The organism is Nocardioides sp. AE5, from assembly GCF_031844485.1.
GTDB lineage: Bacteria > Actinomycetota > Actinomycetes > Propionibacteriales > Nocardioidaceae > Nocardioides.
In genome coordinates this window covers 53126-79590 of the sequence record NZ_JAUZVI010000005.1, presented here as the reverse complement: position 1 = coordinate 79590, position 26465 = coordinate 53126, and the positions used below count along the sequence as shown (strand labels likewise).

Annotated in this window: 29 protein-coding genes; 16 read left to right on the top strand and 13 right to left on the bottom strand. The window is 69.0% G+C overall.

Features of this window, described 5'->3' with window-relative positions; genetic code table 11:
- The first annotated feature begins 23 nt into the window (after positions 1–23).
- Both Q9R27_RS09335 and Q9R27_RS09330 read left to right on the top strand, forming a co-directional pair.
- Positions 24–785, top strand: coding sequence for a 2OG-Fe(II) oxygenase (locus Q9R27_RS09335; protein ID WP_311252102.1), 762 nt, complete (start codon positions 24–26; stop codon positions 783–785).
- Positions 772–1530 carry an SDR family oxidoreductase gene (locus Q9R27_RS09330; protein ID WP_311252101.1) on the top strand — a complete coding sequence of 253 codons (759 nt, stop codon included), beginning with the start codon at positions 772–774 and terminating at the stop codon, positions 1528–1530. Before Q9R27_RS09335 ends, Q9R27_RS09330 begins: the two co-directional genes overlap by 14 nt.
- Positions 1531–1548: 18 nt before the next feature.
- Here the strand turns inward: Q9R27_RS09330 and Q9R27_RS09325 are convergent, their stop codons facing one another.
- From Q9R27_RS09325 to Q9R27_RS09300, 6 genes are all read right to left on the bottom strand, one after another.
- Entirely contained in the window at positions 1549–2541 is a 993-nt protein-coding gene (locus Q9R27_RS09325; RefSeq protein ID WP_311252100.1) for a S8 family serine peptidase, read from the bottom strand.
- 230 nt (positions 2542–2771) lie between these two features.
- Positions 2772–3896: a DNA recombination protein RmuC gene (locus Q9R27_RS09320; protein ID WP_311252099.1), complete on the bottom strand. Its 1125-nt coding sequence runs from the start codon at positions 3894–3896 to the stop codon at positions 2772–2774.
- A 52-nt stretch (positions 3897–3948) separates the two neighbouring features.
- Positions 3949–5499 (bottom strand): hypothetical protein, encoded by a 1551-nt coding sequence (locus Q9R27_RS09315; RefSeq protein WP_311252098.1) that lies wholly within the window; start codon positions 5497–5499, stop codon positions 3949–3951.
- 77 nt (positions 5500–5576) lie between these two features.
- A complete protein-coding gene (locus tag Q9R27_RS09310) occupies positions 5577–6368 on the bottom strand; it encodes an exodeoxyribonuclease III (RefSeq protein ID WP_311252097.1) in 792 nt (263 codons plus the stop codon).
- 14 nt (positions 6369–6382) lie between these two features.
- The gene (locus Q9R27_RS09305; RefSeq protein WP_311252096.1) at positions 6383–7894 is read right to left on the bottom strand and encodes a PH domain-containing protein; all 1512 of its coding nucleotides are present in this window, start codon (positions 7892–7894) and stop codon (positions 6383–6385) included.
- Positions 7891–8400, bottom strand: a complete 510-nt coding sequence (locus Q9R27_RS09300) for a PH domain-containing protein (RefSeq protein WP_311252095.1) — start codon at positions 8398–8400, stop codon at positions 7891–7893. Before Q9R27_RS09300 ends, Q9R27_RS09305 begins: the two co-directional genes overlap by 4 nt.
- Before the next feature lie 59 nt (positions 8401–8459).
- Between Q9R27_RS09300 and ychF the strand changes: the two genes are divergently transcribed.
- The gene (gene ychF, locus Q9R27_RS09295; protein ID WP_311252094.1) at positions 8460–9533 is read left to right on the top strand and encodes a redox-regulated ATPase YchF; all 1074 of its coding nucleotides are present in this window, start codon (positions 8460–8462) and stop codon (positions 9531–9533) included.
- A gap of 9 nt (positions 9534–9542) precedes the next feature.
- Here ychF and Q9R27_RS09290 read toward each other — a convergent pair whose 3' ends face one another.
- Positions 9543–10142, bottom strand: a complete 600-nt coding sequence (locus Q9R27_RS09290; RefSeq protein WP_311252093.1) for a DNA alkylation repair protein — start codon at positions 10140–10142, stop codon at positions 9543–9545.
- A gap of 292 nt (positions 10143–10434) precedes the next feature.
- On the opposite strand from Q9R27_RS09290, the gene Q9R27_RS09285 reads away from it, so the two are divergent.
- Positions 10435–11193 carry a class I SAM-dependent methyltransferase gene (locus tag Q9R27_RS09285; RefSeq protein ID WP_311252092.1) on the top strand — a complete coding sequence of 253 codons (759 nt, stop codon included), beginning with the start codon at positions 10435–10437 and terminating at the stop codon, positions 11191–11193.
- A 177-nt stretch (positions 11194–11370) separates the two neighbouring features.
- On the opposite strand, the gene Q9R27_RS09280 is transcribed toward Q9R27_RS09285, so the two are convergent.
- Positions 11371–11580, bottom strand: coding sequence for a hypothetical protein (locus Q9R27_RS09280; RefSeq protein ID WP_311252091.1), 210 nt, complete (start codon positions 11578–11580; stop codon positions 11371–11373).
- A 69-nt stretch (positions 11581–11649) separates the two neighbouring features.
- Entirely contained in the window at positions 11650–11883 is a 234-nt protein-coding gene (locus Q9R27_RS09275) for a hypothetical protein (protein ID WP_311252090.1), read from the bottom strand.
- 138 nt (positions 11884–12021) lie between these two features.
- On the opposite strand from Q9R27_RS09275, the gene Q9R27_RS09270 reads away from it, so the two are divergent.
- From Q9R27_RS09270 to Q9R27_RS09260, 3 genes are read left to right on the top strand one after another with little or no spacing between them, the layout of a single operon-like run.
- Positions 12022–12915 carry a tryptophan 2,3-dioxygenase family protein gene (locus Q9R27_RS09270; RefSeq protein WP_311252089.1) on the top strand — a complete coding sequence of 298 codons (894 nt, stop codon included), beginning with the start codon at positions 12022–12024 and terminating at the stop codon, positions 12913–12915.
- On the top strand, positions 12908–13780 hold the full coding sequence (locus Q9R27_RS09265) for a hypothetical protein (protein WP_311252088.1): 873 nt from the start codon (positions 12908–12910) through the stop codon (positions 13778–13780). The genes Q9R27_RS09270 and Q9R27_RS09265 overlap by 8 nt, the downstream gene beginning before the upstream one ends.
- A complete protein-coding gene (locus Q9R27_RS09260) occupies positions 13777–15003 on the top strand; it encodes an aminotransferase class V-fold PLP-dependent enzyme (protein ID WP_311252087.1) in 1227 nt (408 codons plus the stop codon). The genes Q9R27_RS09265 and Q9R27_RS09260 overlap by 4 nt, the downstream gene beginning before the upstream one ends.
- Here Q9R27_RS09260 and Q9R27_RS09255 read toward each other — a convergent pair.
- On the bottom strand, positions 14987–15601 hold the full coding sequence (locus tag Q9R27_RS09255; protein WP_311252086.1) for a histone deacetylase: 615 nt from the start codon (positions 15599–15601) through the stop codon (positions 14987–14989). The two genes, Q9R27_RS09260 and Q9R27_RS09255, sit on opposite strands and share 17 nt — an antisense overlap.
- Positions 15602–15700: 99 nt before the next feature.
- Between Q9R27_RS09255 and Q9R27_RS09250 the strand changes: the two genes are divergently transcribed.
- Together Q9R27_RS09250 and Q9R27_RS09245 are read left to right on the top strand one after the other, a co-directional pair.
- Positions 15701–16906 (top strand): GDSL-type esterase/lipase family protein, encoded by a 1206-nt coding sequence (locus Q9R27_RS09250; protein ID WP_311252085.1) that lies wholly within the window; start codon positions 15701–15703, stop codon positions 16904–16906.
- A gap of 48 nt (positions 16907–16954) precedes the next feature.
- Complete coding sequence (locus tag Q9R27_RS09245; protein ID WP_311252084.1) at positions 16955–17767, top strand: thioesterase family protein; 813 nt, start codon at positions 16955–16957, stop codon at positions 17765–17767.
- Positions 17768–17784: 17 nt separating this feature from the next.
- Here the strand turns inward: Q9R27_RS09245 and Q9R27_RS09240 are convergent, their stop codons facing one another.
- Complete coding sequence (locus Q9R27_RS09240) at positions 17785–18918, bottom strand: hypothetical protein (protein WP_311252083.1); 1134 nt, start codon at positions 18916–18918, stop codon at positions 17785–17787.
- Positions 18919–18971: 53 nt separating this feature from the next.
- Here Q9R27_RS09240 and Q9R27_RS09235 point away from each other — a divergent pair, with 53 nt between their 5' ends.
- Genes Q9R27_RS09235 through Q9R27_RS09215 form a run of 5 tightly spaced genes read left to right on the top strand, consistent with a single transcriptional unit; the run spans position 18972 to position 22959 of the window.
- Positions 18972–19274, top strand: coding sequence for a hypothetical protein (locus Q9R27_RS09235; protein WP_311252082.1), 303 nt, complete (start codon positions 18972–18974; stop codon positions 19272–19274).
- Between the two features lie 9 nt (positions 19275–19283).
- Complete coding sequence (gene mshB, locus Q9R27_RS09230) at positions 19284–20219, top strand: N-acetyl-1-D-myo-inositol-2-amino-2-deoxy-alpha-D-glucopyranoside deacetylase (RefSeq protein ID WP_311252081.1); 936 nt, start codon at positions 19284–19286, stop codon at positions 20217–20219.
- Positions 20219–20602, top strand: a complete 384-nt coding sequence (locus Q9R27_RS09225) for a hypothetical protein (RefSeq protein WP_311252080.1) — start codon at positions 20219–20221, stop codon at positions 20600–20602. The genes mshB and Q9R27_RS09225 overlap by 1 nt, the downstream gene beginning before the upstream one ends.
- 10 nt (positions 20603–20612) lie before the next feature.
- On the top strand, positions 20613–22367 hold the full coding sequence (locus Q9R27_RS09220) for a VanW family protein (RefSeq protein ID WP_311252079.1): 1755 nt from the start codon (positions 20613–20615) through the stop codon (positions 22365–22367).
- 52 nt (positions 22368–22419) lie between these two features.
- On the top strand, positions 22420–22959 hold the full coding sequence (locus Q9R27_RS09215) for a hypothetical protein (protein ID WP_311252078.1): 540 nt from the start codon (positions 22420–22422) through the stop codon (positions 22957–22959).
- 7 nt (positions 22960–22966) lie between these two features.
- Here Q9R27_RS09215 and Q9R27_RS09210 read toward each other — a convergent pair whose 3' ends face one another.
- Positions 22967–23935 carry a GNAT family N-acetyltransferase gene (locus Q9R27_RS09210; protein ID WP_311252077.1) on the bottom strand — a complete coding sequence of 323 codons (969 nt, stop codon included), beginning with the start codon at positions 23933–23935 and terminating at the stop codon, positions 22967–22969.
- Between the two features lie 58 nt (positions 23936–23993).
- Between Q9R27_RS09210 and fdxA the strand changes: the two genes are divergently transcribed.
- On the top strand, positions 23994–24320 hold the full coding sequence (gene fdxA, locus Q9R27_RS09205; protein WP_311252076.1) for a ferredoxin: 327 nt from the start codon (positions 23994–23996) through the stop codon (positions 24318–24320).
- A gap of 5 nt (positions 24321–24325) precedes the next feature.
- The gene (gene dapC / locus Q9R27_RS09200; RefSeq protein ID WP_311252075.1) at positions 24326–25444 is read left to right on the top strand and encodes a succinyldiaminopimelate transaminase; all 1119 of its coding nucleotides are present in this window, start codon (positions 24326–24328) and stop codon (positions 25442–25444) included.
- A gap of 42 nt (positions 25445–25486) precedes the next feature.
- Here the strand turns inward: dapC and Q9R27_RS09195 are convergent, their stop codons facing one another.
- Complete coding sequence (locus Q9R27_RS09195) at positions 25487–26458, bottom strand: hypothetical protein (RefSeq protein ID WP_311252074.1); 972 nt, start codon at positions 26456–26458, stop codon at positions 25487–25489.
- Positions 26459–26465 lie beyond the last annotated feature (7 nt).

Genomic DNA, 26465 nt, shown 5'->3' with positions numbered 1-26465 from the left:
AGCCCAGCGGGAACGGAGAGTCCATGCACGCGATTGATGACCTCCACGACGTGCTGGCGCATCGCCGCTGGGTCCGCCGCAAGCGACCCTTCGACCACGTCGTCGCCAGCAACGTCTTCACTCCCGAGTTCTATCGGGAACTGCACCAGCAGACGACCGGGATCGTCGGTTCCCCGGACGGTCTCGCCCGGAACATGGGCGCGTACGACGCGAGCTCGGCCGAGTTGCGCGTCCATCGCGACGGTCCCCTCGGCATCTTCGTCTCCCGGGCCTGGCACGACATGATTGCCGGGATCTGGGGCCTGGAGGCGACCGGGGACGTGTCCGCAACGCTGCACCACCACGAGCCGGGAGGCAAGAGTGGGTGGCCGCACAACGACCTCAACCCGAGCTGGTTCGCGGGCCCCGTTCCCGGCCCGGACGAGATCAGCCTGGTCGACAACGCGAAGGTCGACCACCAGCGGGGCCCCGAGCCCGGCTCCGAGGCCGACGCCCGGGAGACGATCCGGGGCGTTGCCTTGCTCTTCTATCTCGGCAATCCCGAATGGGAGCCGGGGGACGGCGGGGAGACCGCCCTGTATGCATCGATGTCCGGCGCGGCACAGGGCCCGAGCGCGGCGGTCCCACCGGTCAACAACTCGTTGGTCATGTTCGAGTGCACGCCGTTCAGTTGGCATGGCTTCCTCGGCAACCGGAAGCCGCGCACGTCCGTCGTGATGTGGTTGCACCGGAGCAAGAAGGACGCCGTTGCGCGTTGGGGGGAGAAGAGCATTGTCCACTGGTGAGCGTCGTGTCTGTGTCATCACCGGAGCAGGAGGCCGACTGGGTAGCGCCTTCTGCCAGGCCCACGCACGCGACTACGACATCGTTGCCGTCTGCCGCACCCGGGTGCCAGCCGCACCCTCGCAGCACGAGTCATTCATCGACCCCCTCGACCCGGGCGCGGACGTGAACCCTGGCCGGGTCTTCCTGGTCCATGCCGACCTCGAGCAGCCGGGGCAGGTCGAGCACGTCGTGGACCTTGTGCTCGCCCGCCATGGACGGGTGGACCTGCTGGTCAACAATGCTGCCTACTCGGCGTGGCATCCTTCCGGACTGGTCGACGGCGACGCTGCGATGGACGACATGGCCAGGCACTTTGCGGTCAACGTGGAGTTGCCGCTGCGGCTCGCGGCCCGGTTCGCCCAACGCTTCTGGACCTCCCGCGCGCTGGAGAATCGTGCAGTCAACCGCAACGTGGTCAACGTGTCCAGTCTTGCCGGTCGGGGGGTCTTCCCCGGCGGCCAGGGTGTCTACGCTGCCAGCAAGGCGGCCCAGGACCACCTGACCCGGCACATGGCACGCGAGTTCGATTCGTTCGGCGTCCGGGTCAACGGACTGGCACCCAACGCCTTCCCCTCCATCGTCCCCACCGAAACGGTGGTCGAAGGCGTGGTGAAGCTGGACATGGCCCCGGTCACCGGCAAGATCCTCACCCTGGATGCAGAGCGTCCACAGGCTGGAGGCTCAACGGCCCCCGCTGATTCCTGAGCGGACCCGGCAACGGGGTCAGCGTTCACGTTCGCGGGTGTGGCGCCACGCCACGGTCCCGATCGCGACGATGAGGGCCAGTCCGAGGAGGCCGGAGCCGACGGCGTAGCCGAGGTTGCGCAGGGTGTGGTCGGGAGGCGGCGGCAGGTCCGGTGCGGCAACCGGCGACAGTTCGTCGGCCGTGCCGGCCACGCCGGTGTCGTCGCGCTCTGCGGTGATGGCCCGATAGGGGTTGATGATGCCCCAGCCGTATGCGGCGTCAGGAACCTGTTTGCCGGGACGGTCGGCGGTCGCCTTGAGTCGGTTGACCACCTCGGGCGCGGTCAACTGCGGGTGGGTCTGCTGGACCAGCGCGACGGTCGCAGCGACATAGGGCGTGGCAAAGCTGGTCCCGTCGAGTGCGGCGTACCCCTCGATCTGGGTCGGGGCAAGGATGTCGACGCCGGGTGCCACGACGCCGAGGTAATCGCCCTGCACGGACGTGTCCGGGACCATGTCCGCGCTGTCCGTGGCGCCGACCACCAGGACGTGCTCGAAGCCTTCCTCGGCGGCGTACGCGGCCGGATAGCGCGGCGGTTCCCCATCGCCCTGCCGGTTGCCCGAGGCGCTGACCACGACGATGTCGGCGCGCCCCGCTGCCTGGACGGCTGCCCGCAATGCGGGGGTGTCGGGAGTGACCAGGGACAGGTTGATCACGTCCACGCCGGCCTTGACTGCTGCGTTGATACCCCGGGCGATGGCGGCCGAATCGTTGCCGATGTCCTGGGTGTCCTTGTCGAAGTACTTGATCGGCATGATCGTCGCCGCTGGCGCGAGTCCCCGGAAGGCGACGCCCTCCTGCGCAGGGGAAGCGATGATGGCGGCCACCCGGGTCCCGTGTCCGTAGTCCTCGCAATCGAAGAGCCTGTCGGTGGCGTAAGGCGCCCCCATGACGTTGCGTGAGCCGACCGTCTTGATCGGCGCAGTCTGTGGGTGCTTCTTGGTGATGCCGCTGTCGATTACGGCGACCACCTGCCCCGCGCCGTTCGCGAGTGGCGCGACACGATCGAATCCGAGGCGTTGCTGCGCCCAGGGGATGTCGGTCGGCGCTGGCACACCGGGTTTGACCAGGCAGCCATCCGGGCCGGCAGCAGCGGGAGGAGGGGCTCCCCATGCGAGAGAGGCCGCACACATGGCCGTGACAGCCAGCGCTCGTGTGCACCTCGCCCGGATCGAAGAAGACCTCACCCGGGCAGGGTAGTTCAGCCGGTCCGCCGAGCGTCAACGTGGCCCGGCGCCGGCGCGGGGAGTTCGGGTCGCGGCTCGGCCACTGCGTCGAGCAGTTCGGCCGCGGTCAACGGACGGGGTTGTTCCACGACCGGCTCGGGAGGGCGCAGGTGCTCGCCCTGCACGCCCAGGTCCTCCAACCGCCGTGCGGTGACCAGGACGCGCGACTCCAGGGAGCCGACGGCGCGGTTGTAGTGCTCGACGGAAGCCTTCAGGGAGCGACCCATCTTGTCGAAGTGATCGCCCAAGGTGCCCAGGCGCGCATGCAGGTCACGGGCCAGCTCATGGATTGCCTGGGTCTGCTCCGCAAGCCTCTCGTGGGTCCAGCCGAGTGCCACCGTCTTGAGGAGGGCGATCAGGGTGGTGGGAGTGGCCAGGACGACGTTGCGCTCGGCGGCATGCTCGATCAGGCGTGGGTCACCGTCCAGCGCCGCGGAGAGGAACGACTCGGCAGGCAGGAAGAGAACCACGAACTCTGGCGAGCCGTCGAGCGCCTGCCAGTAGCGCTTGCTGCCGAGGGCATCCACATGGATGCGTACCTGACGGGCATGGCGCTGGATGTGGGCCCGGTGCTGGTCAGCGTCGTCGGTGGCGGTCGCGTCGAGGAAGGCGTCGAGGGCGACCTTGCTGTCCACCACGACGTTGCGCCCGCCGGCCAGGTGGACGACGAGGTCAGGGCGGAGCACGGCGTCGTCATGGCTGGTGTGGTGCTGCTCGGTGAAGTCGCACCGGTCGACCAGGCCCGCCACCTCCACGGCGCGCCGTAACTGCATCTCGCCCCAGCGCCCGCGCACCTGCGGCTTGCGCAGGGCCGTGGACAGGGAGGTGGTCTCGCGGCGCAGTCCTTCTGCGGAGAGGCGGACGTCCTCCACTTGCTGGCGCAACTGGCCTTGCCACGTGGCACGGTTGTGCTCCAGGTCGCGCATCTGCTCGGCCAGTCGGTCCAGGCCGTCACGGAGCAGGGCGTCATCGGCCGCGCGACGTTCCAGGGCGGCGACCGCCTCGCCCCCGGTGGGTCGGGAGCGGAGCCAGAGTGCGACACCGAGCGCACCGATCAGACCGCCCAGGACGAGGCCGATGAGAAGCAACAGGATCTCCATGTCCACCAGCATGGACCAGGCCACCGACAGTTGCCCTGCTCCGGCACGGGGTTCAGGCTGCTGGTTTGTTGACCATGTCGGGGTAGCGGATCCGGATCATTCTAGGTGCGGTGGCGCGGAGGATGAGGGCGTGGGCTTCTGTCTCGTCGAGGTGGTGGGTGCCGGTGTGGTCGACGAGGTAGTGCCGTCCGTGGGGGGTGCGCCAGACATAGGTGCCTGGCTTGAGTTGTCGCACGGTGTAGTTCGCGTGGGTTTTGACCCTGTGGGCGTAGCGGGACAGGGGTGCTGCGTTGTGGGTGCCGGTCTGCCCCGGTGGTGCCTTGCCTGACTGTTTGCCGGTGTGTTGGTAGGGGGTGACGTGGTCGATGTCGGTGCCGGTCCTGGTGTCGCCGCGGGTGGAGTGGGGGAAGGGTTCGACAGGGTTGATCAGGTGGATCCGTTCGCGGAGCCAGTGGGGGTGTTCGTAGGCGTTGATGTTGATGTGGTCGTTGAGGTCGATGACGGGGGTGATGGTGACGTGGGCGGCACCGGTGATGTCCTTGACGTGCTCGTAGAGGCGGGGACCGCCGCCGTCTTCGACCCGCGCCACACCTGTACCGGTGCTGGTGAGGGCTGCTTGGTGGAGGTGGAGGTAGACGACGGCTTGGGGGCGGAGTTTGGCGGGGTTGATGCTGCGGAGCACCTCGAGCAGGCGTGCGGGGAACCCGCGGATCCACCCAGCCCCCGGTTCGCCACCGGGCTCATCGTCGGGCTCTGCGTCCTCCCCGGGGTCAGCGCCCGTATCTGCGTCAACTGGTGCCGACTCGGCGTTCTCGGCGGGGTCCGCAGCGTCGTCGGCGTGTTCGAGGAGCAGTGCGAGGAGTTCTGCGGGGCGGGCGAGCCATCCGAAGGCTTCGGAGCGGCGGAGGTCGACGTCTCGTTCGGGGGCACCGGTGGCGGTGTCGCGTTCGGCGAGGATGTCAGCGATGCGCCCGATGAGGGCGTCGACCCAGATCGCATCGCCGTGCTCGACCCGTGCGATCACGTGGCGCAACCCGGCCTCATCCACCCGCCCCACGGAGACGTAGCGGCGGGCCCTCTCGGCGGCGATGCGATGCGCATGCGCGGTGGGGTTGGCTTCGATGATCTTCGCTTCCACCAGCGTGAACAGGCGCCCGGGTTGCTCCCCGGCCAGCGCATCAGCCACGGCGGTGTCCACGTAGGCGGCCTCGGGGTGGGTGAGGTGGCGGGTCATCCGTGCCACCCGGCGTGCCACCCACACCTCGCATTCAAGTGCTTCGACGACCTGCCAGCAGCGTGGGAGGCGGTGGATCAGATCGAGCACGTCGGCCATCGTCGACCGGGTCGCCAACACATGCGTGCGCCGCGCCAACGCCAACTCGGCCAGGCTGAGATCCTGCACCGGCGGCGTACCAGCCCCACCCACCCGGACCAGCCGCGGACCGCCCCGCGACTCCCGAGCCGGCGGTTCGCCATGCAACATGCACCAGTGCGCGCAAGCACGCAGGTCGTCCACGTCCAACTGGCGTCGTTGCAGCAGAGTGGACTCCGCGAACGCCAACAGGCCTTCCGCGTCGAACTCCCACCGCTGCAAATCTTCCATGCCAGCACTCCATCACAGGGGCCCGACACAACTCGCCATGCCGGAACGGGGAGAGCGTGCGACGCCCCGCCCTGAACTCAGTTGCCCAGGTCGACCACGACCGGAGCATGGTCGGACGGGCTCCCAATGCCCTGGGCGGGGTCGCGCTCATCGCGGTCGACAAAGGCTCCGGTGACACATGAGGCGAACGAGGGAGAACCAAGGACGAAGTCGATCCGCATGCCACGGTTCCGCTCGAAGCGCTGCCGGTAGTAGTCCCAATAGGTGTACGACGTTGGCTCGGGCAAGTGCGGGCGCACCACATCGACGTACCCGTCATCGAGGAAGGCGTTGAAGGCCGCTCGCTCCGGTTCGGTGACGTGGGTCGAGTTCTTGAACTGCGCGATGTCGAAGACGTCGGTGTCCAAGGGGGCGATGTTCCAGTCGCCGACCAGCGCGGTCGGCTCACCGGACCAGGCCTGCGCGGCGGTGCGCAGCCGAGCCAGCCAATCCAGCTTGTAGGCATAGTGCGGGTCATCGACCTTGCGCCCGTTGGGCACGTAGAGCGACCAGATCCTGACCCCACCACACAGTGCACCGATCGCCCGTGCTTCGGCAACCGGCGGCACGCCGAACCCCGGCATCTCGTCGAAGCCGACCTGGACGTCATCGATCCCGACCCGGCTGATGATCGCGACACCGTTCCACTGGTTGTAGCCCACCGCAGCCACGTCGTACCCCAGCGACTGCAAGCCCATCAGGGGCAACTGGTCCTCGCGGGCCTTGGTCTCCTGGACCGCCAGTACGTCGACCTCGTGGCGTTGCAGGAACGCCTCGACGCGGTCGATGCGGGAGCGGAGCGAGTTGACGTTCCAGGTGGCGATGCGCATGGCTGCGAATCTACTCAAGCGGTGAACTCGGCCAGCATGCCGGGCGTGGCCCGGTCGGCCAGGGCCACCGCGAGTGCCAGCGGTACGTCGCGGATCACCACCTGTTCCGCGCCTGCGGCGGTGGTGGCCGTCAGCGTGGCCAGCGCGCGGCGACGCTGGAAGGGGTTCTGGGAGAAAACCCAGCCGATGATGCCGGTGCGCTGCAGCGCGGTCCGGGTCCGTGCCGTGATGCCGGAGCCAGCGACCAGGTGGTCGGTGGTCAGTGCGTGGCCCAGGTGCCGGTACTCCATCCGCCCCAGGACGAGGCCGAACAGGGCGAGGGCAACGGCGGCGGCCAGGGGCACCCACCAGCCCCACTCCAGCCACAGGGGGAGCGCGACCGCCGGCAGCAGGAGCACCTCGGCAGTGACCACGTTGCGGAGCAGGGCACGACGCAGCGCGGCCGGCCCGTGGGGCACCAGGGCGACCCGGACCGGCTCCTCGTCACCGAGGATGGCGACCGCGACGGCATGGGTGACCGCGCGTGGCGCCTGGGGCAGCACGGCGTACGTCGCGTCCTCCAGCCCGGTGACCAGGGCATGGATCTCCGCGCCGTCCACGGTGCGCAGCAGCGCCGTCTCCCGCAGCCGTACGCCGCGGATCCGGGCCTCTTCGACGGTGGTCGACTGGGTGGTGAACAGGCCACGGGTCAGGCGCAGGTTGCCGTCCTCGCGGAAGAGGCGCAACTGCCACCACCCGATCAGGTAGGTGACCATCGACAGCGCCGTCCACAGCACCAGTGCGATGGCGAATACGCCGAGGAGGACCAACGCCAGGGAGGCCGAAGCGACCCTGTTCCACACATCGTTGTCGCTGAGGTCGATCCGGATCTCGCTGCTGAACTGGAAGAGCGCGCCGAGACCACCCAGCGCGATGGCCAGGCGGCCGAGGCTGAATGGCGCGAACCGTGCCCAGGTGGGGGAGAAGGTGACTAGGTCCGCGGCTGGGACCGGTGTGCCTTCAGCGACCGGCGCCGTTGCTCCTGACGGTTCGCTGGCCTCCCCGACGGAGGATTGGGTGCCGGTGGCTGCAGGGGCTTCGTCTGGTGCGGAGGTGCCGCGCCGGGACAACAGGAGCCGGCGCAGGTCGGCAGCCTGGGACACCGAGAGGGCGTTGAGTTCGATCATCGTGTCGTCCACGCCGGTGCCGACCTGGACCTTCTCCAGTTGCAGCACCCGATGCAGCAGCGTCGCCTCGAGATCGACGGACCTGATCCGGTCCAGGGGAGCCGTGAGCCGCTGCTTGCTCACCAGTCCGGTGGTCACCACGAGTTGCGTGTCGGTGACCTGGAACCGGGTGGTGAACCACGGGACGACCCCGATCACGATCGAGGCGACGATGATCAACGGGGCGGCCAGCAGTAGCCACTTCGGTTGCTGCGTGCCGACCCCGATGAGCGCGATCAGGGCGGGGAGGAGGAACTGCTTGAATGCCCCGACCGGGCCGACCAGCATCACCTTCGCATCGAGGCGCTGCCACTGGTTCACGTCGCGTCGCCCTCGTCGGCGGCGGTGATCTCGGTGAGTTCGGCGACGACCCGGGTGGCGACGTCCTGATCGAGCCCGATGATCTCGATCGCCCCCGCCGACGAAGCGGTGGTGATGGTGACCGCGGCCAGTCCGAACATCCGCATCAGCGGGCCGCGGCGCGTGTCGACGGTCTGCACCCGGGACAGCGGGGCGATCCGTTGCTTGGTGGCCAGCCAGCCGGTCTGGGTGTAGACGGCACCGGGGGTGACTTCCCAGCGGTGGATGCGGAACTTGAGCCGCGGGATCCAGAGCGCCAGTCCTATGTTGAGCAAGAGCAGGACCACGAGCAGCGGGCCGAGCCACCACTGACGCGGGACGAAGATCCAGATCGCGCCCAAGGCGAGGGCAACCACCAGCGCCTCGATCGCCTCCGTGGTGCGCCACAGCTTCAGTTGGCCCGGGGAGACCTGGTTGGCCGGCTCCCGGAGCAGGGCCGCGCGGGGAGCGTCAGTGGTCTGGGGCATGCCCAGAGCCTATCCATCCGATTCGGGGTCGACGGTCCGGAGCCGTAGACTCACCGCCCGTGGCACTCACCATCGGAATCGTGGGACTCCCCAATGCGGGCAAGTCGACCCTCTTCAACGCGCTGACCAAGAACGACGTCCTCGCGGCGAACTATCCGTTCGCGACGATCGAGCCGAACGTCGGGGTGGTCGGCGTGCCGGATGAGCGGCTGCCGAGGCTGGCGGAGATCTTCGGCTCGGAGCGGATCCTGCCGGCGACCGTCGAGTTCGTCGACATTGCCGGCATCGTGCGCGGCGCTTCGCAGGGCGAGGGCCTGGGCAACAAGTTCCTCTCCCACATCCGCGAGTCCGCGGCGATCTGCCAGGTCACCCGGGTCTTCCGCGACGAGGACGTCACCCACGTCGACGGCGAGGTGAATCCCGCGAACGACATCTCCACCATCCAGACGGAACTCATCTTCGCCGACCTGGAGACCGTGGAGCGGGCGGTACAGCGGCTGGAGAAGGAATCGCGGAAGAACAAGGACCTCGTTGCCAACCTCGACGCGGCCAAGGCCGCCAAGGAGGCGCTCGAAGCCGGTACGCCGATCATCGCGACCTCCATCGACCGGTCGCTGCTGCGCGAGCTCTCCCTGCTCACTGCCAAGCCCTTCATCTATGTCTTCAACTGTGACGCCGACGAGCTGGCCGACGAAGAACTCAAGGCGAGGATGCGGGAGATCGTCGCGCCTGCCGAGGCGATCTTCCTGGACGCGAAGTTCGAGTCCGAGCTGATCGAGCTGGATGACGAGGAAGCCGTGGAGTTCCTGGCCGAGGCCGGCGTCACCGAGCCCGGGCTGGAGGTGCTCGCCAGGGTCGGCTTCGACACCCTCGGCCTGCAGACCTACCTCACGGCTGGGCCCAAGGAGACCCGCGCCTGGACCATCCCGAAGGGAGCGACTGCTCCCGAGGCAGCCGGGGTCATCCACACCGACTTCCAGAAGGGCTTCATCAAGGCCGAGGTGGTCTCGTTCGACGACCTGGCGGAGCTTGGCACCATGCAGAAGGCCAAGGAGGCCGGCAAGGTCCGGATGGAGGGCAAGGACTACGTGATGGCTGATGGCGACGTGGTGGAGTTCCGCTTCAACGTTTAGTTGCCCGGTTCATTGATCGCGCCGTGCTGCATGCTTGCGGTAGATCTTGACGGCGGCGGCGACGCGAGGGTGCGGGTCGTCAGCAAGCAGGTCTGCAATGACAAGTCCACGCGCGACGTCGCCATCTGTTCCTTTCTTGATGAACCATAATGGCGCGGTGATCGCAGACCGTCGTCGAAGTGGGTCGTCGGATCGTGCAAGGTCTTCGAGGACCCTAAAATCGATCACGTCGCTTAGGATCGGCCACCCGATTACCCGGGGTGCTGCTCGATCAACCATGTCCCATGTCGTGATGGCGTCGTGGTGGTCGAGATAGATTGCGGCGAGGTCCTCACGTTCCTTGGCGGAGAGGCGCCGACGGGCGCGAAAATCGAGGATGCAGAATGCGGCGAGGCGCGGCTCATACGCAGGATGGATGAATAGTCTTTCGAGTTCTGCTGCGGGGATGTCGGTGGCAAGCTTCGCCGTCGCGAACAACGTGCTCATCCGGACACCGATGACCGATTCATTAGTTGCGACTCGGGTTCGAACCCGCTCGGTCTCACGTGGGTCCGACGCGTTCTGTAGTACCGTGACGAGCTCGTCAGCAGTACTCAGACGCCTTCGCATGGCAGGATTTTAGCAAGGGCTTCAGGGCTGCGTCTTTAGCCCAGCGCGAGCAGCGGGGCAGCGTTAGATCCTTCATGGCGATCCTAGGCGGCTTTGCACATTCGACAGATACTTCGACCGGTCGGAGCGATGGGCACGCCCGCCCGTCCAGCCCGCTAACGTTGTTCCGTGCCGGAACGTGGTTGAATTCGGATTCAATGTCTGGTCAGTGCAATTCATTGTTCTCGTGTGGTTGTGTTGGGGCGCGATGGCGCTACGGACCTGATCGTCCCCGACGTGTCATGATGGAGTGATGGATCACTTCGACAGGCTCGTCGACCTGGGCGAATCAGCAGACGTGTCGGGCTGGGACTTCTCCTGGCTTGATGGGCGCGCGACCGAAGAGCGGCCGCCGTGGGGTTACGCTCGGCAGCTGTCGAAGCGTCTGGGGCGCGCGTACGCGAGCCTCGACATCCAAACGGGCGGGGGAGAGGTTCTCGCCGAGGCAGAGGTCTTCCCTCGTACAGCGGTGGCGACCGAATCATGGCCGCCTAATGTCGCGAAGGCGGCTCGAAAACTGCATCCGCGAGGTGTCGTGGTGGTCGCCGACCCTGATGAGCCTCCCCTTCCATTCGCCAATGATGCGTTCGATCTCGTGACGAGCAGGCATCCAGCGACGGTCTGGTGGACCGAGATCGCGCGAGTGCTGCGACCGGGCGGCACATACTTCGCTCAGCACGTCGGTCCGGAGAGCGCGTTCGAGTTGATCGAATTCTTTCTGGGCCCGCAGCCGGAAGCCCGACGCGGCCGCCACCCCGACGACGAGGCGGCCGATGCCATCGCAGCGGGGCTCGACATCGTCGACCTACGCACGGCGACGCTTCGCATCGAGATTCGTGACGTCGCGGCCGTCGTCTATCTCTTGCGGAAAGTGATCTGGTGGGTGCCGGGCTTCACGGTCGAGAGGTATCGGGAGCGACTTCGTGACCTGCACGAGATCATTGAACAGCAGGGGCCGTTCATCGCTCATTCGACGCGTCATCTCATCGAGGCGCGGAAACTGCCACGGTGAGTCGGATCGCCACGCGGAAAATGTATGAGATGGCACCTCGGTGCCGGAACTCGGTCGAGTTCCGCTTCAACGTGTGAGTTGCGCTGACCCCGCTGGGCCCCGTCGATCTTCATGATCGGCGGGGCCCTGTGCTTCTCGCCTGTGCGATGGTTCGGTTCGGGCCGAAGCGTCCCGCTTCTAGCGTGGTTCCATGACCGAACACGAGTACATGACGACCATCGGCATCCACTGCGGACCCTGGCCCGGGACGAGTGCGGGGTGTGCCACCTCGGTGCCGTCCGCCAACCGGTAGACCACCCGCGGGCCGATCATCGCGGCCAGCCCCACCAGGCCGATCCCGGCGCCCCAGGCCCAGAAGCCATGACTGACGACGATCTTGCTCCGCATGTCTGCGCCCCATGCCGAACCCGGCCACCGCAGCGACCAGGCAACAGAGGACAGTCATCACAATTGCCATCACCGGCATGAAGAGATGGGCGAAGGCCCACCCTCCGGCGCCAACCGGGCACCGTCGGTCACGTGGGTGACCACATCCACGGCGGAGAAGATCCCGGCGCTCGCTTCGTCCTCGCGGCCGATGCTGGAGTGCTCGCGCCACACCGAGAACCAGGGCAGGAACAGGCCTACCAGCGCCACCAGCGACCCGGCGCCAGCGACCCCGAGCGCCCACCCGGGCTTCTCCGGTTCCACCGTGCGGGTGGTCCCGGAGGCCCCGGCGGAGGAAGCCCCTGCGGTCCCGAGTACGGCGGTTGCTCCTGCGCGTCCATGCGCCGAAGTGTGCCAGAAGCGGCACCTGCGCCGGTCCTGACAGCGCGGTAGGTTGCTGTCATGGAGGGCACCAACAGGGACCAGGACAGGGCCGGCGCCAACGGCATCGAGCACGGCGAGCGCCAATTGGAGGAGGGGGTCCGCACCGACTTCACGGCCACGATGAACTACGGCGACTATCTCGGCCTGGAGACGCTCCTCGCCTCGCAACATCCGTTGAGCGATCCGGTCCACCCCGACGAGATGCTCTTCATCATCCAGCACCAGACCACCGAACTCTGGTTCAAACTGATGATCCAGGAGCTCCTCGGCGCCCGCTCCTACCTCGACGCCGACGACGCCGAGCGGGCCCGCAAGTCCATCGCCCGGGTCAAGCACATCATGAAGACCCTTGCCGAGCAGTGGTCCGTGCTGGCCACGCTCACCCCCAGCGAGTACGCCGAATTCCGCGGCGTGCTCGGCAGTGCATCGGGATTCCAGTCCGCGCAGTACCGCACCGTCGAGTTCCTGCTCGGCAACAAGTCCGCGAAGCTGCTCCGCCTCTTCGAGGGCAGGCCCGAGGAGCACCGTCTGGTCGAGGATGCACTGCGGACACCCACCGTGTACGACGCGTTCCTGCGGCACCTTTCTCGCCGCGGGTTCGACGTACCCACCTCCGTGCTGGAGCGCGACGTGGCGCAGCCCTGGGTCGAGGTTCCCGACCTGGTGGCCGTCTTCGAACAGATCTACCGGGACCCGGCCACCCACTGGGAGGCCTACGCCACCTGCGAGGACCTGGTCGACCTGGAGGACGCCTTCCAGTTCTGGCGATTCCGTCACCTGCGCACCGTGCAGCGCACCATCGGGTTCAAGACCGGCACCGGTGGTTCCACGGGGGTCGACTTCCTCAAGCGGGCCCTCGACCTGGTCTTCTTCCCCGAACTGATCACGGTCAGGACCCATCTCGGTGACTGACCCCGCACCGGGCGAGACGGTGCTGCCGGGCGTCGTCGACCACCATGTCCACCTCGGGCTGGTCGACCGGAACCGCCTGGTCGGATCACCGGTGGTCGAGGTGCACGACCTCGGCTGGGATCCCGGGGAGGCAGCCACCTTCCGCGACCAGCCACCTGCCGGGGTGCGGGTCCGCGCCGCCGGACCGTTCCACGCCGCACCCGGTGGCTATCCGAGCGGCCGCGCCTGGGCACCCGCAGCCGCGATCCGTGCCGTCACCGACACCACGGACGCTCGCCGCGCCGTCGAGGCGCTGGCCGACGCCGGATTCGACCGGCTCAAGATCACCCTGCACACCGACTTCCCGGCCCTGTCCGGGGAGGCCCTGGCTGCACTGGTCCACGCCGCCCACGACGCCGGACTCCCGGTCCTGGCCCATGCCGAGGGGTCGGGCAACGCGGCCCGGGCCATCCATGCCGGTGTCGACGTCCTCGTGCACGCACCGTGGACCGAGTCCCTGCCCGATGCGCTCCTGGCTGCTGCGGCCCCGATGACCTGGCTCTCCACGCTGGCCATCCACGCCCCGGAGGCGCAGCAGGTCGCGATCGACAACATCGTCCGCTTCCGGGCCGCCGGCGGCACCGTCCGCTACGGCACTGACATGGGCAATGGGCCCACGCCAGTCGGGGTCAACGCCGCCGAGGTCCTGGCCCTGGGCCGGGCGGGCCTGGTCGGCGAGGACCTGATTGCGGCCGTGACTGCCGGACCACCGGTGCTCGCTTCGCCCCATCCACGCCCGCACACCGCCGAGGAGTTGGTTGCCTGGCTGGCCGACGCCCGGCACATCCCGGACCAGGCAGCCAGGCAACCGCTGGAGGAGTCATGACGTACGACGACATCGCGGCATGGGCGGACCGGTTCGACGCCGCCGACCCACTGGCCGCCCACGCACCGGCGTTCGTGGAGGCCGACGGGGTGCACGCCTACCTGGACGGCAACTCGCTCGGCCGTCCCCTCAAGGCGACCCGGGACAGGCTGGTCGACTTCCTCGACGGTGCCTGGGGTGAACGGCTGATCCGCTCCTGGGACGAGCAGTGGTTCCACGCTCCCACTGAGGTCGGCGACCGGATCGCCGCCCTCACCCTCGGCTCCGGACCGGGCCAGACGATCGTTGCGGACTCGACCACGGTGCTCCTCTACAAGCTGGTCCGCGCCGCAGTGGACGGCGCCGAGGGGCGCGACGAGATCGTCATCGACACCGGCAACTTCCCCACCGACCGCTTCGTGGTCGAGGGCATCGCTGCCGAGCGGGGACTGCGGATCCGGATGCTCGACCCGGACCCGGCCGGCGGCGTCACGGCGGACGACGTACGTGCCGTGGTGGGGGAGCGGACCGCCCTGGTCCTGCTCAGCCACGTCGCCTATCGCTCCGGCCACCTGGCCGACCTGGTGGCGATCACCGAGGCCGCGCACACCGCCGGGGCAATGGTGCTGTGGGACTTGTGCCACTCAGTCGGTGTCGTCGACTTCTCCCTGGACGATGCCGGCGTCGACCTGGCCGTCGGTTGCACCTACAAGTACCTCAACGGCGGCCCGGGATCCCCTGCCTTCGGCTACGTCTCGCACATGGCGCAGGACCGGATCACCCAGCCGATCCAGGGGTGGATGGGCGCCGCCGACCCGTTCGCGATGGGCCCGTCGTACGTCGCGGCCGACGGCATCCGCGCCTTCATCAGCGGCACCCCGCCGATCCTCGCCATGCAACCGATGCTCGACATGCTCGACCTGGTCGAACAGGCAGGGATCGCGGCGATCCGGGCCAAGTCGGTCGCCCTGACCACCTTCGCCACCGACGCCGCCGACGAACTGCTCGCCCCGCTGGGGGTCCGGCTTGCCTCGCCGCGCGACCCGGACCTGCGTGGCGGCCACGTCACCCTGGCCCACCCCGACTTCCGGGAGGTGACCGCACGCGCGTGGCAGCAGGGGGTGATCCCTGACTTCCGGCCCCCGGATGGACTGCGGATCGGCCTCTCCCCGCTGAGCACCACCTTCGCCGAGGTGGCCCGCGGGATCGGGGCCGTGGCCACGCTGCTCAGTCCGGAACCGTAGCCCGCCCGAGCAGGCGTGCGAAGTGGTCGGTGACCTGCGCCTGGCTCCACCCGTGCGCCTCGCGGAGCCCCTCGGCCAGCATCGCCAGGTACGCCGCACTGGGACGGGTGTGGGGCACCGCGTCGTACCCATGGGGAGAGGTGAACGTGTACATCGCCAAGCCGTCGCGCTCACCGAGGTGGACCAGGGTCTCGTAGTTGCCCGGCCCGACCCGGTGCTGCCCACCGGGCAAGGGCCCCAGCAGGATCCGTTCCAGCGGGTCGTCGGCGGTGGGGAGGCGGTGCATCTCCTGGGCCGCGACGTCAGCGAACTGGGCGGTGGTGATCCGCCAGGCCCGGGCAGGGGTCCGGCTTGCGGCCGCGGCAGGAGAGGAGTGGTCATAGAACGCCACCCCGCCACCCCAGACCGGCGACTCACCGGCGAAGTAGAGCCGCCCGGGCAACATCACTGCGGCGTCCTGGCGAGGCAGGGTCGCATCGCGAGCCCCGGCGTACGTCACCTTCGCGCCGGGTGGACGACCGCCCTCGAGATAACAGCGCAGCCGCGCCAGGCACATGTTGGACCCATAGCTGACGTACCAGAGCTCTGCTTGCGACATCCCTCCAGTTCTAGCAGGCCTCCGCGGAGGCAGTGCCCATCCAGCGGCCAGCCCACCGGCCGAGCGTGACCTTCGCCGCTCCTGGCCCGTTGTAGGTGCATGAAGCAAACGTCGCGCCGCGTCCTGGCGAGCCTTGCCGTCGTACCCATGGTCCTCGTCGCCGGGACGGTCGCCACCGTCGCCGACGAGGGGACCCCGGCGCAGCCTGCCAGCGCCGCGACAGGTCCGGTTGCCGCCGGTGACGCCGAACTGGACCCGGCTTCGGTGCGCGCCCTGGCCGAGCTGGCTGAGGAGACCGCGCAACGCAGCGACGACGCGCCGGACGGCGAGGCGGAGCCGGTAACCCCGCCCTCGCGGGTGACCGCCCCGGCCACGGACGAAGCGGTCGACCAGCCAGTCAACCCGTCCCCGGCCAGAGAGCAGACCCGGACCTACCGCGAATACGTCTCGCTGGGAGACTCGTGGTCGGCCGACACCAAGTTGCTCGACCTCAACGGCCTCCCGGACATGACCCACGCGCCGATCGACTGCGCCCAGTCGCAGGTCAACTACCCGAAGCTGGTGGCGAAGGAACTCGGCGTCGAGATCCACCGCGACGCCACCTGCGGTTCCGCGACCAGCGACGACTTCTGGGAGCCCCAGACGGGCCTGCCCCTGGGCGGGACCAACCCGGCCCAGTTCGACCGGCTCACCCCCACCACGGACCTGGTCACCATCGGGATCGGCGGCAACGACGCGGGCGTCGCTGCTGCCGCGATGGACTGCTTGAGCCTGCTCCCGGTTGCCCTTCCCGTGGGCGCCGTCCCGCAGTTGCCCGAGCTCGGCCTGCCCTTGGTGCCCAAGCGGCTGCCACTCGGCGGTTGCGTCGACCACTTCAACGCCGGGGGCGTGGACCAGTTGGCCGAGGCGATCCGGGCCACCGAGCCCAAGCTGGTAGCCGCTGTGGCCGAGGTACGCCGCCGCTCCCCGCAGGCGCGGATCCTGCTGGTCGACTACCTCTCCGCGGTGCCGGAGCAGGGGTGCTATCCGTTCCTGCCGGCCACGGACGAGGACCGCGAATACATCCGCACCTCGTTCCTGGCCCTGAACGCGATGATCAAGCGGGCCGCAGCGACCAGTGGCGCCGAGTTCGTGGACACCTTCACCCCCTCGGTCGGCCACGACGTCTGCGCACCGCCCAACGAGCGCTACATCGAGTTGCTCGGGCCCTCGATCAACGATCTCGGGATCATCGTGCCGGCCCACCCCAACGCCGCGGGGGCACGGGCCCAGGCCAAGGCGGTCCTGGACCAGATCAGGAGTTGAGCACCACCCGGGAGCACGCTGCCGCCGTGCCCGCCTAGGATTCCGGGCATGGGACATGAGTTCGACACCGACACCGCAGTGACCGAGGTGTCGCCGGGCACCTTCGAGGCCGGGATGGAGGAGGGCTGGCTGGTCGGTGCCGGGGTGAACGGCGGCTACCAGTTGGCCACCGTCGCGCGAGCGCTCGGCGCGCTGGCACCCGGCAAGCCGCACCCGCTCTCGATCACCGCGCACTACCTCTCCGCGACCCGGCCCGGACCGGCCACGATCACCACCCGCCTGGTCCGCGACGGCGGGAAGGTGGCCACGGTCGCGGGTGACCTGGCCCAGGACGGCACCGGGCGGATCACCGCGCTGGCCACTTTCGGTGACCTGGCTGCGTTGCCCGACGCGCCCGTGCGCACCACGCACGTGGAACCCGAGCTGCCGCCGGTCGAGGAATGCTTCTCGACGTCGATGGCACCCGAGGAAGTGCGCCGGATGGCGCCGCTGATGGACCGCTTCGACATGCGCATCGACCCGGCGTACGCCGGTTGGTCGATCGGCAAGCCGAGCGGCGAGGGGATCATCCAGGCCTGGTTCCGGCTCTCCGGGGACCGCGACCTCGACCCGTTCTCGTTGCTGCTCGTCGCGGACGCATTGCCGCCGGCGACGTTCGACCTCGGCATGCCGGGCTGGGCGCCGACCATCGAGTTGACGGTCCACCTGCGGGCGATGCCGGCGCCGGGTTGGGTCAAGGTGCGCCACGAGACCAGGAACATGGCCGGCGGCATGTTCGAGGAGGACGCGGTGATCTGGGACTCGGCGGGGCGCCTTGTCGCCCAGGCGCGCCAACTGGCCCGTACGCCGCGCCCGCAGTAGGCCACGGCCTGCCCCGCTCAGGGGCGGGGCGCCCCGCGGTCCTCGAACCAGGTGCGCCGCATCGTGTAGACCCACCGGCGTAGCGGGTGTTCGGTGACCGACCAGAACGTGTCGGTGGCCGGCCAGTAACTGATGTCCTCGCAGCCGATCGGGGTCGCCCAGCGGAACCGGCGTCCGCCCCTGCGCACGCCCTCCAGTGGGCCGACGTGGACGTCGCCGGGGAAGACCGGGCCGTTGGAGATCGTGGCGTGGGCCATGCCCCGGGCGACGGCAACGCCCTGCATCCGCTGCGTCTCGGCGTCGGCAAGCATGATCGGTGAACTGTGTCCGTCCGCGCCGATCACCAGGTGCATGCTCTCGGCGTCGATCGGAAACCGGGCCAGCCGGGTGGTGGCCGTGCCCCGGCCGTACTCGCCGACGACCAGTTCCGGGGCCGGGCCCGACCAGTCGATCGACATGAACGAATACCGCAGGCCGGCCTGGCCCTCCTGAGCAGAGGCGCGGTAGGAGAAGCGCACCGGCAGCACGTAGCGGTAACCAAAGGTGGAGGCCTTGCCGGAGCCGGAGGACCCGAGGGTGAGCAGGTCGCGATTGCGGACCCCGACCTGGTCCGGCACGCGTAGCAGGTCCTCGACCCGGCAGGTCATCACGCCGCGGCCGGTGGCGGCGACATGGAGGTAGGGGCCCGCCCAGACGATGCCGCCCGCATGGACCTTGAGCGGCTCCAGGCCGATCCTGCCCTCCTCGTCCCGGGTGGGCACCACCAGCAGCACGTGCCGATAGGCCAGCGTGTCGAGGTCGACGAAGGTCAGGCGCGACCCCTTGTTGAGGCCGTCGACCTGCTTCGAATACCAGGTCACCACCGCGATTCGTCGTCCGGCGCCCTCCTCGCCGAAGGCGTCCGCGGAGGTGGTGATGCCCTGGGGCCACCAGCGCTTGGTCAGGGTGTCGGAGCGCTCCCACCGGAATGCGCTGTCCACGGCGCGTCCGAGCGCGAACCGGCTGCGGCGGGCCTGCCGGTTCAGGTCGCCCATCAGCCCGTCGATCCCGACCCGCCCACCGAACCGCTCGGCCAGGTGGTCGATCTCCTCGGCGTTCCCCCCGGTACGGCGCAGCCGGATGCCGGACAGGGACGCGTCGGGCGAAGTCATTGCTCCAGCCTAGGTGCCCAACCTCTCCGGTCAGAACACCTAGGGTGGGCACCGTGAGAGGAATCTTCTTCGACGAGGACGCGGCCCGTGCAGTGGTCGCCCGGCTGGTCGCCGGCGGCTGGGACGCCTCGCTGGAGCGCGAGCGACTGGCCGGCGAGGACGACGACGAGGACCACCCCTGGGCCGTGCTCACCGACGCTCCCGCCTTCACACTGGAACTGCTCGTCGAGGAGTACGACGGGTGGCTCGACGACGCCCCGGTGATCGAGCCGACCACGCCGCCCAGCCCGGTGGAGTTGCCGTCGGCGCCGGTGCGGATCAAGCGCCCTGATCGGGTCCGACCCGACGCTGACTAGTCTGGCCCCATGACCGCCACCCACCGCCTCCTCCTGGTCCACGCCCACCCCGACGATGAGTCGATCGGCACCGGCGCGACGATGGCCCGCTATGTCGCCGAGGGACGCCAGGTCACCCTCGTCACCTGCACTGCCGGTGAGATGGGGGAGGTGCTGGTGCCCGAACTCGAGCACCTGGCCGCCGACCGCGACGACAAGCTCGGTGAGCACCGTCGGGGCGAGCTCGCCGAGGCCATGGCCGAGCTCGGCGTCACCGACCACCGCTTCCTCGGCGGCTTCGGCACCTATCGTGATTCGGGGATGAAGTGGCACGCAGCGGGCCATGCGGTGCCGGCCGACCCGGTGGAGGGCCACCACCACGACAACGCGTTCTGGGACGCCGACCTGCTGGAGGCGGCCAACCACCTGGTCACCGTCATCCGTGAGGTGCGCCCCCAGGTGATGGTCACCTATGACCCGTTCGGCGGCTACGGCCACCCCGACCACATCCAGGCCCACCGCGTCGCCATGTACGCCGCCCAGTTGGCCGCGGCCAGGTCGCACCGCCCCGACCTGGGGGAACCGTGGGAGATCACCAAGGTCTACTGGGGCGCGATGAGCGAGGGGCGGATGCGCGAGAGCCTGCGGGCGCTGCGCGAGTCCGGCGACACCGAGACCTTTGCCGGGATGGAGCCGGACAGCGAGATGCCGATGGCGACACCCGACAACCTGCTCGCGGCCCGGGTGGACGGATCCGCCTACCTGGAGAAGAAGTTCGCCGCGTTGCGGGCGCACCGCACCCAGATCCAGGAGGACGGCTTCTTCTTCGTCGGCGCCGAAAGCGGACACGCCTTCTGGGGCGAGGAGTTCTTCCGGCTGGCCGTCGGCACGACCGGGCCCGTGGGTGAGGACGGGCTGGAGGACGACCTCTTCGCCGGCATCGACGTGTCCGGAGGGCGCGCCTGATGCTGGCGCGGGTCTTCCCGCTGCGGGGACCGCTGCTCGCGCTGGCCGCCGTGGCTGCGCTGGTGGTGGGATTCGGCACCGGCATTGCCTCGGTGGTCGCCCATGAGAAGTCGTGGGCCTGGTTCCTGGTGGCGCTTGCTGCGCCGCTGAGCTTTGCGCTGGCCCTGCGCCCGGGCTGGATCCGGGTCGGCTTCGGGGTCGGCTGGGTCGGTCTCGTCCTGCTTGCGCTGCAGACCCGGCCCGAGGGCGACTACCTGGTGATGTCCTCGGTCCGGGGTTACCTGCTCGTCGCGGGTGCCCTGGCGATGGTGGTGACGGTGATGGCGACCCTCCCGCTGCGACGTGGTATGGCCGAATCGGAGGAAAGCACCAGCCCCACCTAGGATGTCGGGCGTGAACGACGCGACTGGGAAGACCGACGGCGATGCTGCCGAGCCGACCGGTGGGACCAAGGAGCCGTCCCGCGAGGGCAACGGCGGCAGGATCGTCCTGCTGACGATCCTGGCCCTGGTGCTGCTCGTCGGTGGTGCCTATGTCGCGGCGTACGTCGGTGCCGGCGCCAAGGTGCCGCGGGGGACCACCGTGGCGGGTGTGGAGATCGGCGGCCTGGAGAAGGCTGCCGCGGTGGACCGCCTGGAGGACGCTCTCGCCGAGCGGGACGCCATCGAGGTCACCATCGGCGACAAGCAGACCACCCTCTCCGCGGCCGAGGCAGGGATCAGCATCGACGCCCCCGCCTCCGTGGAGGCAGCAGGTGGCGGCAAGAGCTGGTCGCCGGGACGGCTGTGGGACTACTACACCGGTGGCGGCGACATCGACCCCGTCGTGACGGTGGACGAGGACGCCTTCGCGGCCACGATCGAGGAGCTGAACACGTCGCACGGCACGGCACCGAAGGACGGCGCGGTCGTCTTCACCGACGGCAAGGCGGGCTCGACTGCCGGGGCGTCGGGCACCGGCATCGAGGCCGACCCGGCGCGTGACGCACTGGTCGCGGCGTACGTCGATGGAACCACTGCCGACCTGGACGTGGTCGAACTGGAGCCGGACATCGACCAGGCCGACGTGCAGCGCGCCCTCAACGAGTTCGCCAACCCGGCCGTCTCCGGGCCCGTCGTCCTCACGTTCGAGGACCACGAGGTGCGGCTGACGCCGGAGGAGTTCACCCCGGCGCTGACCCTGGTTCCGGTCGACGGAGCACTGCAGCCCGAGCTCGACAAGGAGAAGCTCGACGACCTGGTCCGGTCCCGCTTCAGCGGCGACATGGGGCAGCCCGTCGATGCCACCGTGGCCCTGGTCGACGGCAAGCCCACCGTCGTGCCCAGCGAGCCCGGCGTCGACTACGAGCCGGCGGAGATCGCCAAGGCCTTCATGGACGTGGTCACCAAGACCTCGGGGCGCACCGCCGCCGTGCCGTCACACGTGACGGATCCGGAGTTCACGACCGAGGACGCCAAGGCGTTGAACATCGTCGAGGAGGTCTCCTCCTTCACGACGTACTACCCGCACGCTGCGTACCGCAACACCAACCTGAGCCGGGCCGGTGAGTTGATCGACGGCACCGTCCTCAAGCCCGGTGAGACCTTCTCCCTCAACGGCATCGTCGGCGAGCGGACCGCCGCCAACGGCTTCGCCAAGGGCACCATCATCTCCAATGGCGTCTATCGACAGGACTACGGCGGCGGCGTCTCGCAGATGGCCACCACAGTCTTCAACGCGATGTTCTTCGCCGGTCTCGAGGACGTGGAGCACAAGCCGCACTCGTTCTACATCGATCGTTATCCAGTTGGCCGTGAGGCGACCGTGGTCTGGGGTGCGCTCGACATGTCCTTCAAGAACGACACCGACCATGGCGTGCTGATCGACGTGGTGGTCAAGAAGTCCACGCCGGGCTCGCGCGGGTCGGTGACCGTGACGATGTATTCCACCAAGACCTGGGACATCACCACTTCGACCTCCGACCGCTATCGCTACACCTCACCGGGCACCCGGGAGTTGACCGTCGCGGACTGCACGCCCAATGGCGGGCAGAGCGGCTTCGACATCGACGTCTTCCGCTACTTCCACAAGCCCGGGCAGAGCGCCGTGGAGCGGACCGAGAAGTTCCACACCCGCTACCTGCCGGCCGACAAGGTGGTCTGCAAGTAGGGCTGTCCCGCCACGGTGGGAACCAGACCGGCCCGGGCTCCGTCACAGGAGCATGGACAAGAACCCGGCCCGCGCCATGATCGCGGCACTGATGACCCCCTTCCTCCTCGTCGCGGCCTGCAACGACTCGAATCCGTCGATCGAGATCACTGATCGCGGGGACGAGGACGTGCTCGCCGAGTTCGATCCCGCCACCACGGCGGTGGAGGTCAGGTTCCGCGACTCCTCGGTGCCCCCGGAATACCACCGCAGCTGGGAGATGGAGATGGACGCCGAGACGATCGCGCTGACCGTCGACTCCTACGGCGACGTGGTGGCCACCAACTCGGTCGCCATGTCAGCAGAGGAGTGGACCGAGTTCCTCAGCGACCTGCCTGCGGACCTGGAGCGCTGGGGCCAGCCGGAAGCCGATGAGCACAGCTGCGCCGGCGGCACCGGGATGTCCATCACCGTCCACGATGGCGAGGAGAGCGCTGAACTGGTGCTGGACAATTGCTTCGATGACCAGCGCGCCATCTCCCGCGAACTGGTCGCTGCCGTGGGACCGTTCGCCGAACTGGTCGACATCGAGGGCCACCGGGCGGTCGACTGAGGCGGGGTCAGGGCACCTCGAGGTGGTGCAGCAGGTGGTGGGTGGTGAACCCGGCGGCGGCCCAGAATCCCAGCGCCGGGCTGTTGCCCTCCTCGACGTGCAGCCAGGCCGTGGTGGCGCCACGCTCGCCCGCCCACTCGATGGCCTCGGCGAGCAACACCGTCCCGACTCCTTGCCTCCGGGCATGGTCCGCGACGGTGAGGCCATGGAGTCCGACCCAGTCCCGATCAACGCCGGCGCGGATCCGGCCGAGAACCCCGTCGTCCGGGTCGCTGAGGATGATCGTGCAGCGCTCGCCGTCGCTCTCCACCTCGGGTGGTGGTGCTGTTGTTGCTGGTGTGTTGGATCGCCGCCTGGCCAGCGTGCGGGCGAGGCGGGAGACCGAGGCGAGTTGGAAGGCGGTTCCACTCTCCGGCACCTGTCCCCAGCCGCTCTCGACGAGTGCGTCCTCGACATCGGACCCTGCCTCGACCTGGATCAGTGGGCGGCGCCCCCGGTCGGCATAGAACTGCTCGACCACGCCGCGCGCCTGGACCAGGGGCATCCCCGGGTCGCCGATCGCCAGGCAGGAGTTGGTCCGCTTGAGCAGGCGCCCGTCGGGGGCCGGATCACAGCGCAGTTCCCAGTCACCGAGCGCGACCCGCTCCACCCGGGGCCACAGCACGCGCGCATGACGCTCCGCGGCCCACGCACTGACCCGGTGGCGCGGTGACGGACGCGGGGGGACCGGCTTGCCGGAGACGATGTCGGCCAGTGTGATGCGCACCTCCTCGCCCGTCTCGGGGGCAACGACGCAGGTGCCCTCACCCCACGCCATACAGGTGCCGAGGACGTCGGTGAAGGCCGGACCGCCGGTGGGGCCACGTTGGCCGCGGAGCAGGCGCCGGACCACCACGCGCTGGCCCACGACGTGTGGCCCCAGTGTGTGACTGCCCACCTTGTGGCCTGAATCGTGGGCATCCCGTCCCGAACCCATGCCGGGGATACTAGGCTGTTGCCAGCAATCCGCCATCAGTAGTCCCCAGGAGGAACAGGTGACCTACGTCATCGCCCAGCCGTGTGTCGACGTCAAGGACCGTGCATGCGTCGATGAGTGTCCGGTTGACTGCATCTACGAGGGCAAGCGGATGCTCTACATCCACCCCGACGAGTGCGTCGACTGCGGTGCTTGCGAGCCGGTCTGCCCGGTCGAGGCCATCTTCTACGAGGACGACACGCCGGAGCAGTGGAAGGACTACTACACCGCGAACGTCGGATTCTTCGAGGACCTCGGTTCCCCGGGTGGCGCCGCCAAGATGGGTGAGATCGACAAGGACCACCCGTTCGTGGCCGCGCTCGAGCCGCAGAACCAGGACCACTGAGCCCGTTGGCAGGACGTCCAGCGCTTCCCGGGGTCTCCGGGCGCCTGCCGGACTTCCCGTGGGACCACCTGGCGCCCCACGCTGCCCGTGCGCGTGAGCATGCGGACGGCATCGTCGACCTCTCGGTCGGTACGCCGGTCGACGCAACCCCTCAGGTCGCCATCGACGCCCTGGCCGGTGCCGCGGACTCCCCGGGCTATCCGGTCACGATTGGTCGGGTCGAGACCCGGCAGGCAATCCTCGACTGGATGGAGCGGCGCCTCGGCGTGAGCGGCCTGGGCCTGGACGCGGTGCTGCCGGTGATCGGCTCCAAGGAACTGATCGCCTCCCTGGCCCTGCACCTGGGGGTCGGCACCGGGGACCTTGTGGTCTACCCGCGCCTGGCCTACCCGACGTACGAGGTGGGGGCCGCGCTAGCCGGTGCCCGCACCCTGGCCGCGGACTCCCTGACCGCGATCGGCCCCGAGGTGCCGCGCCTCCTGTGGATCAACTCGCCGTCCAACCCGACCGGCAAGGTCCTGCCGCCGGACCACCTGCGCAAGGTCGTCGACTGGTGCCGCCAGCGCGGCACCCTGCTGGTCTCCGACGAGTGCTACATCGAGATGGCCTGGGACCCGCAGAACCGGCCGGTCTCGGTGCTCCATCCCGACATCTGCGGCGGCAGCACCGAGGGCATCCTGGCAGTGCACTCGCTCTCCAAGCGATCCAACCTGGCCGGCTATCGGTGCGCCTTCGTCGCCGGTGACCCGTCCGTGGTCGGCGAACTGCTCGCGGTGCGCAAGAATCTCGGTCTGCAGATGCCCGGCCCGCAGCAGGTGGCGATGGTGCCGACGCTGGCCGACGACACCCATGTGGTCGCCCAGCATGCCCGCTATGCCGCCCGGAGGGCCAAGCTTCGCGAGGCGCTGGAGCGGGCCGGGTTCCGGATCGACAACTCCGAGGCCTCGCTCTACCTGTGGGCCAGCCGTGACGAGGATTGCTGGGAGACGGTGACCTGGCTGGCCGAGCGCGGCATCCTGGTCGCTCCCGGCGCCTTCTATGGAGCGGCTGGTGCCCAGCACGTGCGGGTCGCGTTCACTGCCACCGACGAGCGGGTCGACGCCGCGGTCGCGCGCCTGGCCTGATTGGGCAGGGCCTGATTGGGCACGGCCTGAGCCCCGGTTGCCTCACCGGTGCACGTCGACGTGCACGTGGTCGCGGTGCTCCAGGATGGCCACCGTCTCGGCAGGCTTGCCTTCGACGTCGCCGGGGTCGTAGTCGCGCCACCCCTCGGCCGAGCGACGCGTGGTCCAGATCTTGTCGTCGAAGATGACGGTGGCAATGTCGAGCCGGTCGGCCTGCGCGACCAGGTAGTAGGCCACCGCCCAGCCGTGCTTGCGGTTGGGCTCGTCGATCGGTCGGAAGAAGACGTCGATCGCGCGGCCCTCATAGTGCGCTGAGCCCTCCATGTGGCCGCTGTCCACGCCATCGGGGGAGAAACCGCCCAGGGGGAGGTCACCGAAGGCAGCAGTCAGGTCCACCCGGACCGCGGCGGCCCGCTCGGTCAGCCCGTCCTCGTCCAGCTCGGTGGGGGAGTCGGTCGCGCGCACGTTGAAGGTGCAGTGGAACTGGCCGTCGGGGGAGTTGCCGGTGAACGCCGAGGCGAGCGCACGGGCGGCGTCGGCATGCTTCTCGTAGGCCTCCGGATGCCCGGAGCGCTGCACCCGTTGGGCGGCCTCGGTGATCCGCATCGACTCATAGTCGGGGACCTTGACCAGCGCGTCATAGAAGGCGTTGGTCGCGTGGTAGGGGTTGAGGACCTCCTCCCGGCTTCCCCACCCCTGGGAGGGCCGCTGCTGGAAGAGGCCGAGCGAGTCACGGTCGCCGTGCTCGATGTTCAGGATCTTCGACTCCTGGAATGCGGTGGCCAGGGCGATGCTGACCGCCCGCGCCGGGAGCCCACGTCGTACGCCGATCGCGGCGATCAGGGCTGCGTTCTCGGCCTGCTCGGGGGTCAGGGCCACCTTCGTCCCACCCACCTCGGCAATACAGACCTCGACCGTCGGCCGTGCATCAAAGCTCCGGTTGAAGGCGATCACGACCGCGGTGACCACCACGACGACGGCCGCCAGGCCGATGACGAGCCCTCGTCTGGACATCGTCCGG

Bases quoted from the DNA above. Each gene is read 5' to 3' on its own strand.
- Q9R27_RS09335 (WP_311252102.1), top strand. From the start codon at position 24: ATGCACGCGATTGATGACCTCCACGACGTGCTGGCGCATCGCCGCTGG.
- Q9R27_RS09320 (WP_311252099.1), bottom strand. From the start codon at position 3,896: ATGGAGATCCTGTTGCTTCTCATCGGCCTCGTCCTGGGCGGTCTGATC.
- Q9R27_RS09315 (WP_311252098.1), bottom strand. From the start codon at position 5,499: ATGGAAGATTTGCAGCGGTGGGAGTTCGACGCGGAAGGCCTGTTGGCG.
- Q9R27_RS09310 (WP_311252097.1), bottom strand. From the start codon at position 6,368: ATGCGCATCGCCACCTGGAACGTCAACTCGCTCCGCTCCCGCATCGAC.
- Q9R27_RS09300 (WP_311252095.1), bottom strand. From the start codon at position 8,400: ATGCCCCAGACCACTGACGCTCCCCGCGCGGCCCTGCTCCGGGAGCCG.
- Q9R27_RS09290 (WP_311252093.1), bottom strand. From the start codon at position 10,142: ATGCGAAGGCGTCTGAGTACTGCTGACGAGCTCGTCACGGTACTACAG.
- Q9R27_RS09285 (WP_311252092.1), top strand. From the start codon at position 10,435: ATGGATCACTTCGACAGGCTCGTCGACCTGGGCGAATCAGCAGACGTG.
- Q9R27_RS09280 (WP_311252091.1), bottom strand. From the start codon at position 11,580: ATGCGGAGCAAGATCGTCGTCAGTCATGGCTTCTGGGCCTGGGGCGCC.
- Q9R27_RS09270 (WP_311252089.1), top strand. From the start codon at position 12,022: ATGGAGGGCACCAACAGGGACCAGGACAGGGCCGGCGCCAACGGCATC.
- Q9R27_RS09260 (WP_311252087.1), top strand. From the start codon at position 13,777: ATGACGTACGACGACATCGCGGCATGGGCGGACCGGTTCGACGCCGCC.
- Q9R27_RS09255 (WP_311252086.1), bottom strand. From the start codon at position 15,601: ATGTCGCAAGCAGAGCTCTGGTACGTCAGCTATGGGTCCAACATGTGC.
- Q9R27_RS09250 (WP_311252085.1), top strand. From the start codon at position 15,701: ATGAAGCAAACGTCGCGCCGCGTCCTGGCGAGCCTTGCCGTCGTACCC.
- Q9R27_RS09245 (WP_311252084.1), top strand. From the start codon at position 16,955: ATGGGACATGAGTTCGACACCGACACCGCAGTGACCGAGGTGTCGCCG.
- Q9R27_RS09240 (WP_311252083.1), bottom strand. From the start codon at position 18,918: ATGACTTCGCCCGACGCGTCCCTGTCCGGCATCCGGCTGCGCCGTACC.
- mshB (WP_311252081.1), top strand. From the start codon at position 19,284: ATGACCGCCACCCACCGCCTCCTCCTGGTCCACGCCCACCCCGACGAT.
- Q9R27_RS09225 (WP_311252080.1), top strand. From the start codon at position 20,219: ATGCTGGCGCGGGTCTTCCCGCTGCGGGGACCGCTGCTCGCGCTGGCC.
- Q9R27_RS09215 (WP_311252078.1), top strand. From the start codon at position 22,420: ATGGACAAGAACCCGGCCCGCGCCATGATCGCGGCACTGATGACCCCC.
- Q9R27_RS09210 (WP_311252077.1), bottom strand. From the start codon at position 23,935: ATGGGTTCGGGACGGGATGCCCACGATTCAGGCCACAAGGTGGGCAGT.
- Q9R27_RS09195 (WP_311252074.1), bottom strand. From the start codon at position 26,458: ATGTCCAGACGAGGGCTCGTCATCGGCCTGGCGGCCGTCGTCGTGGTG.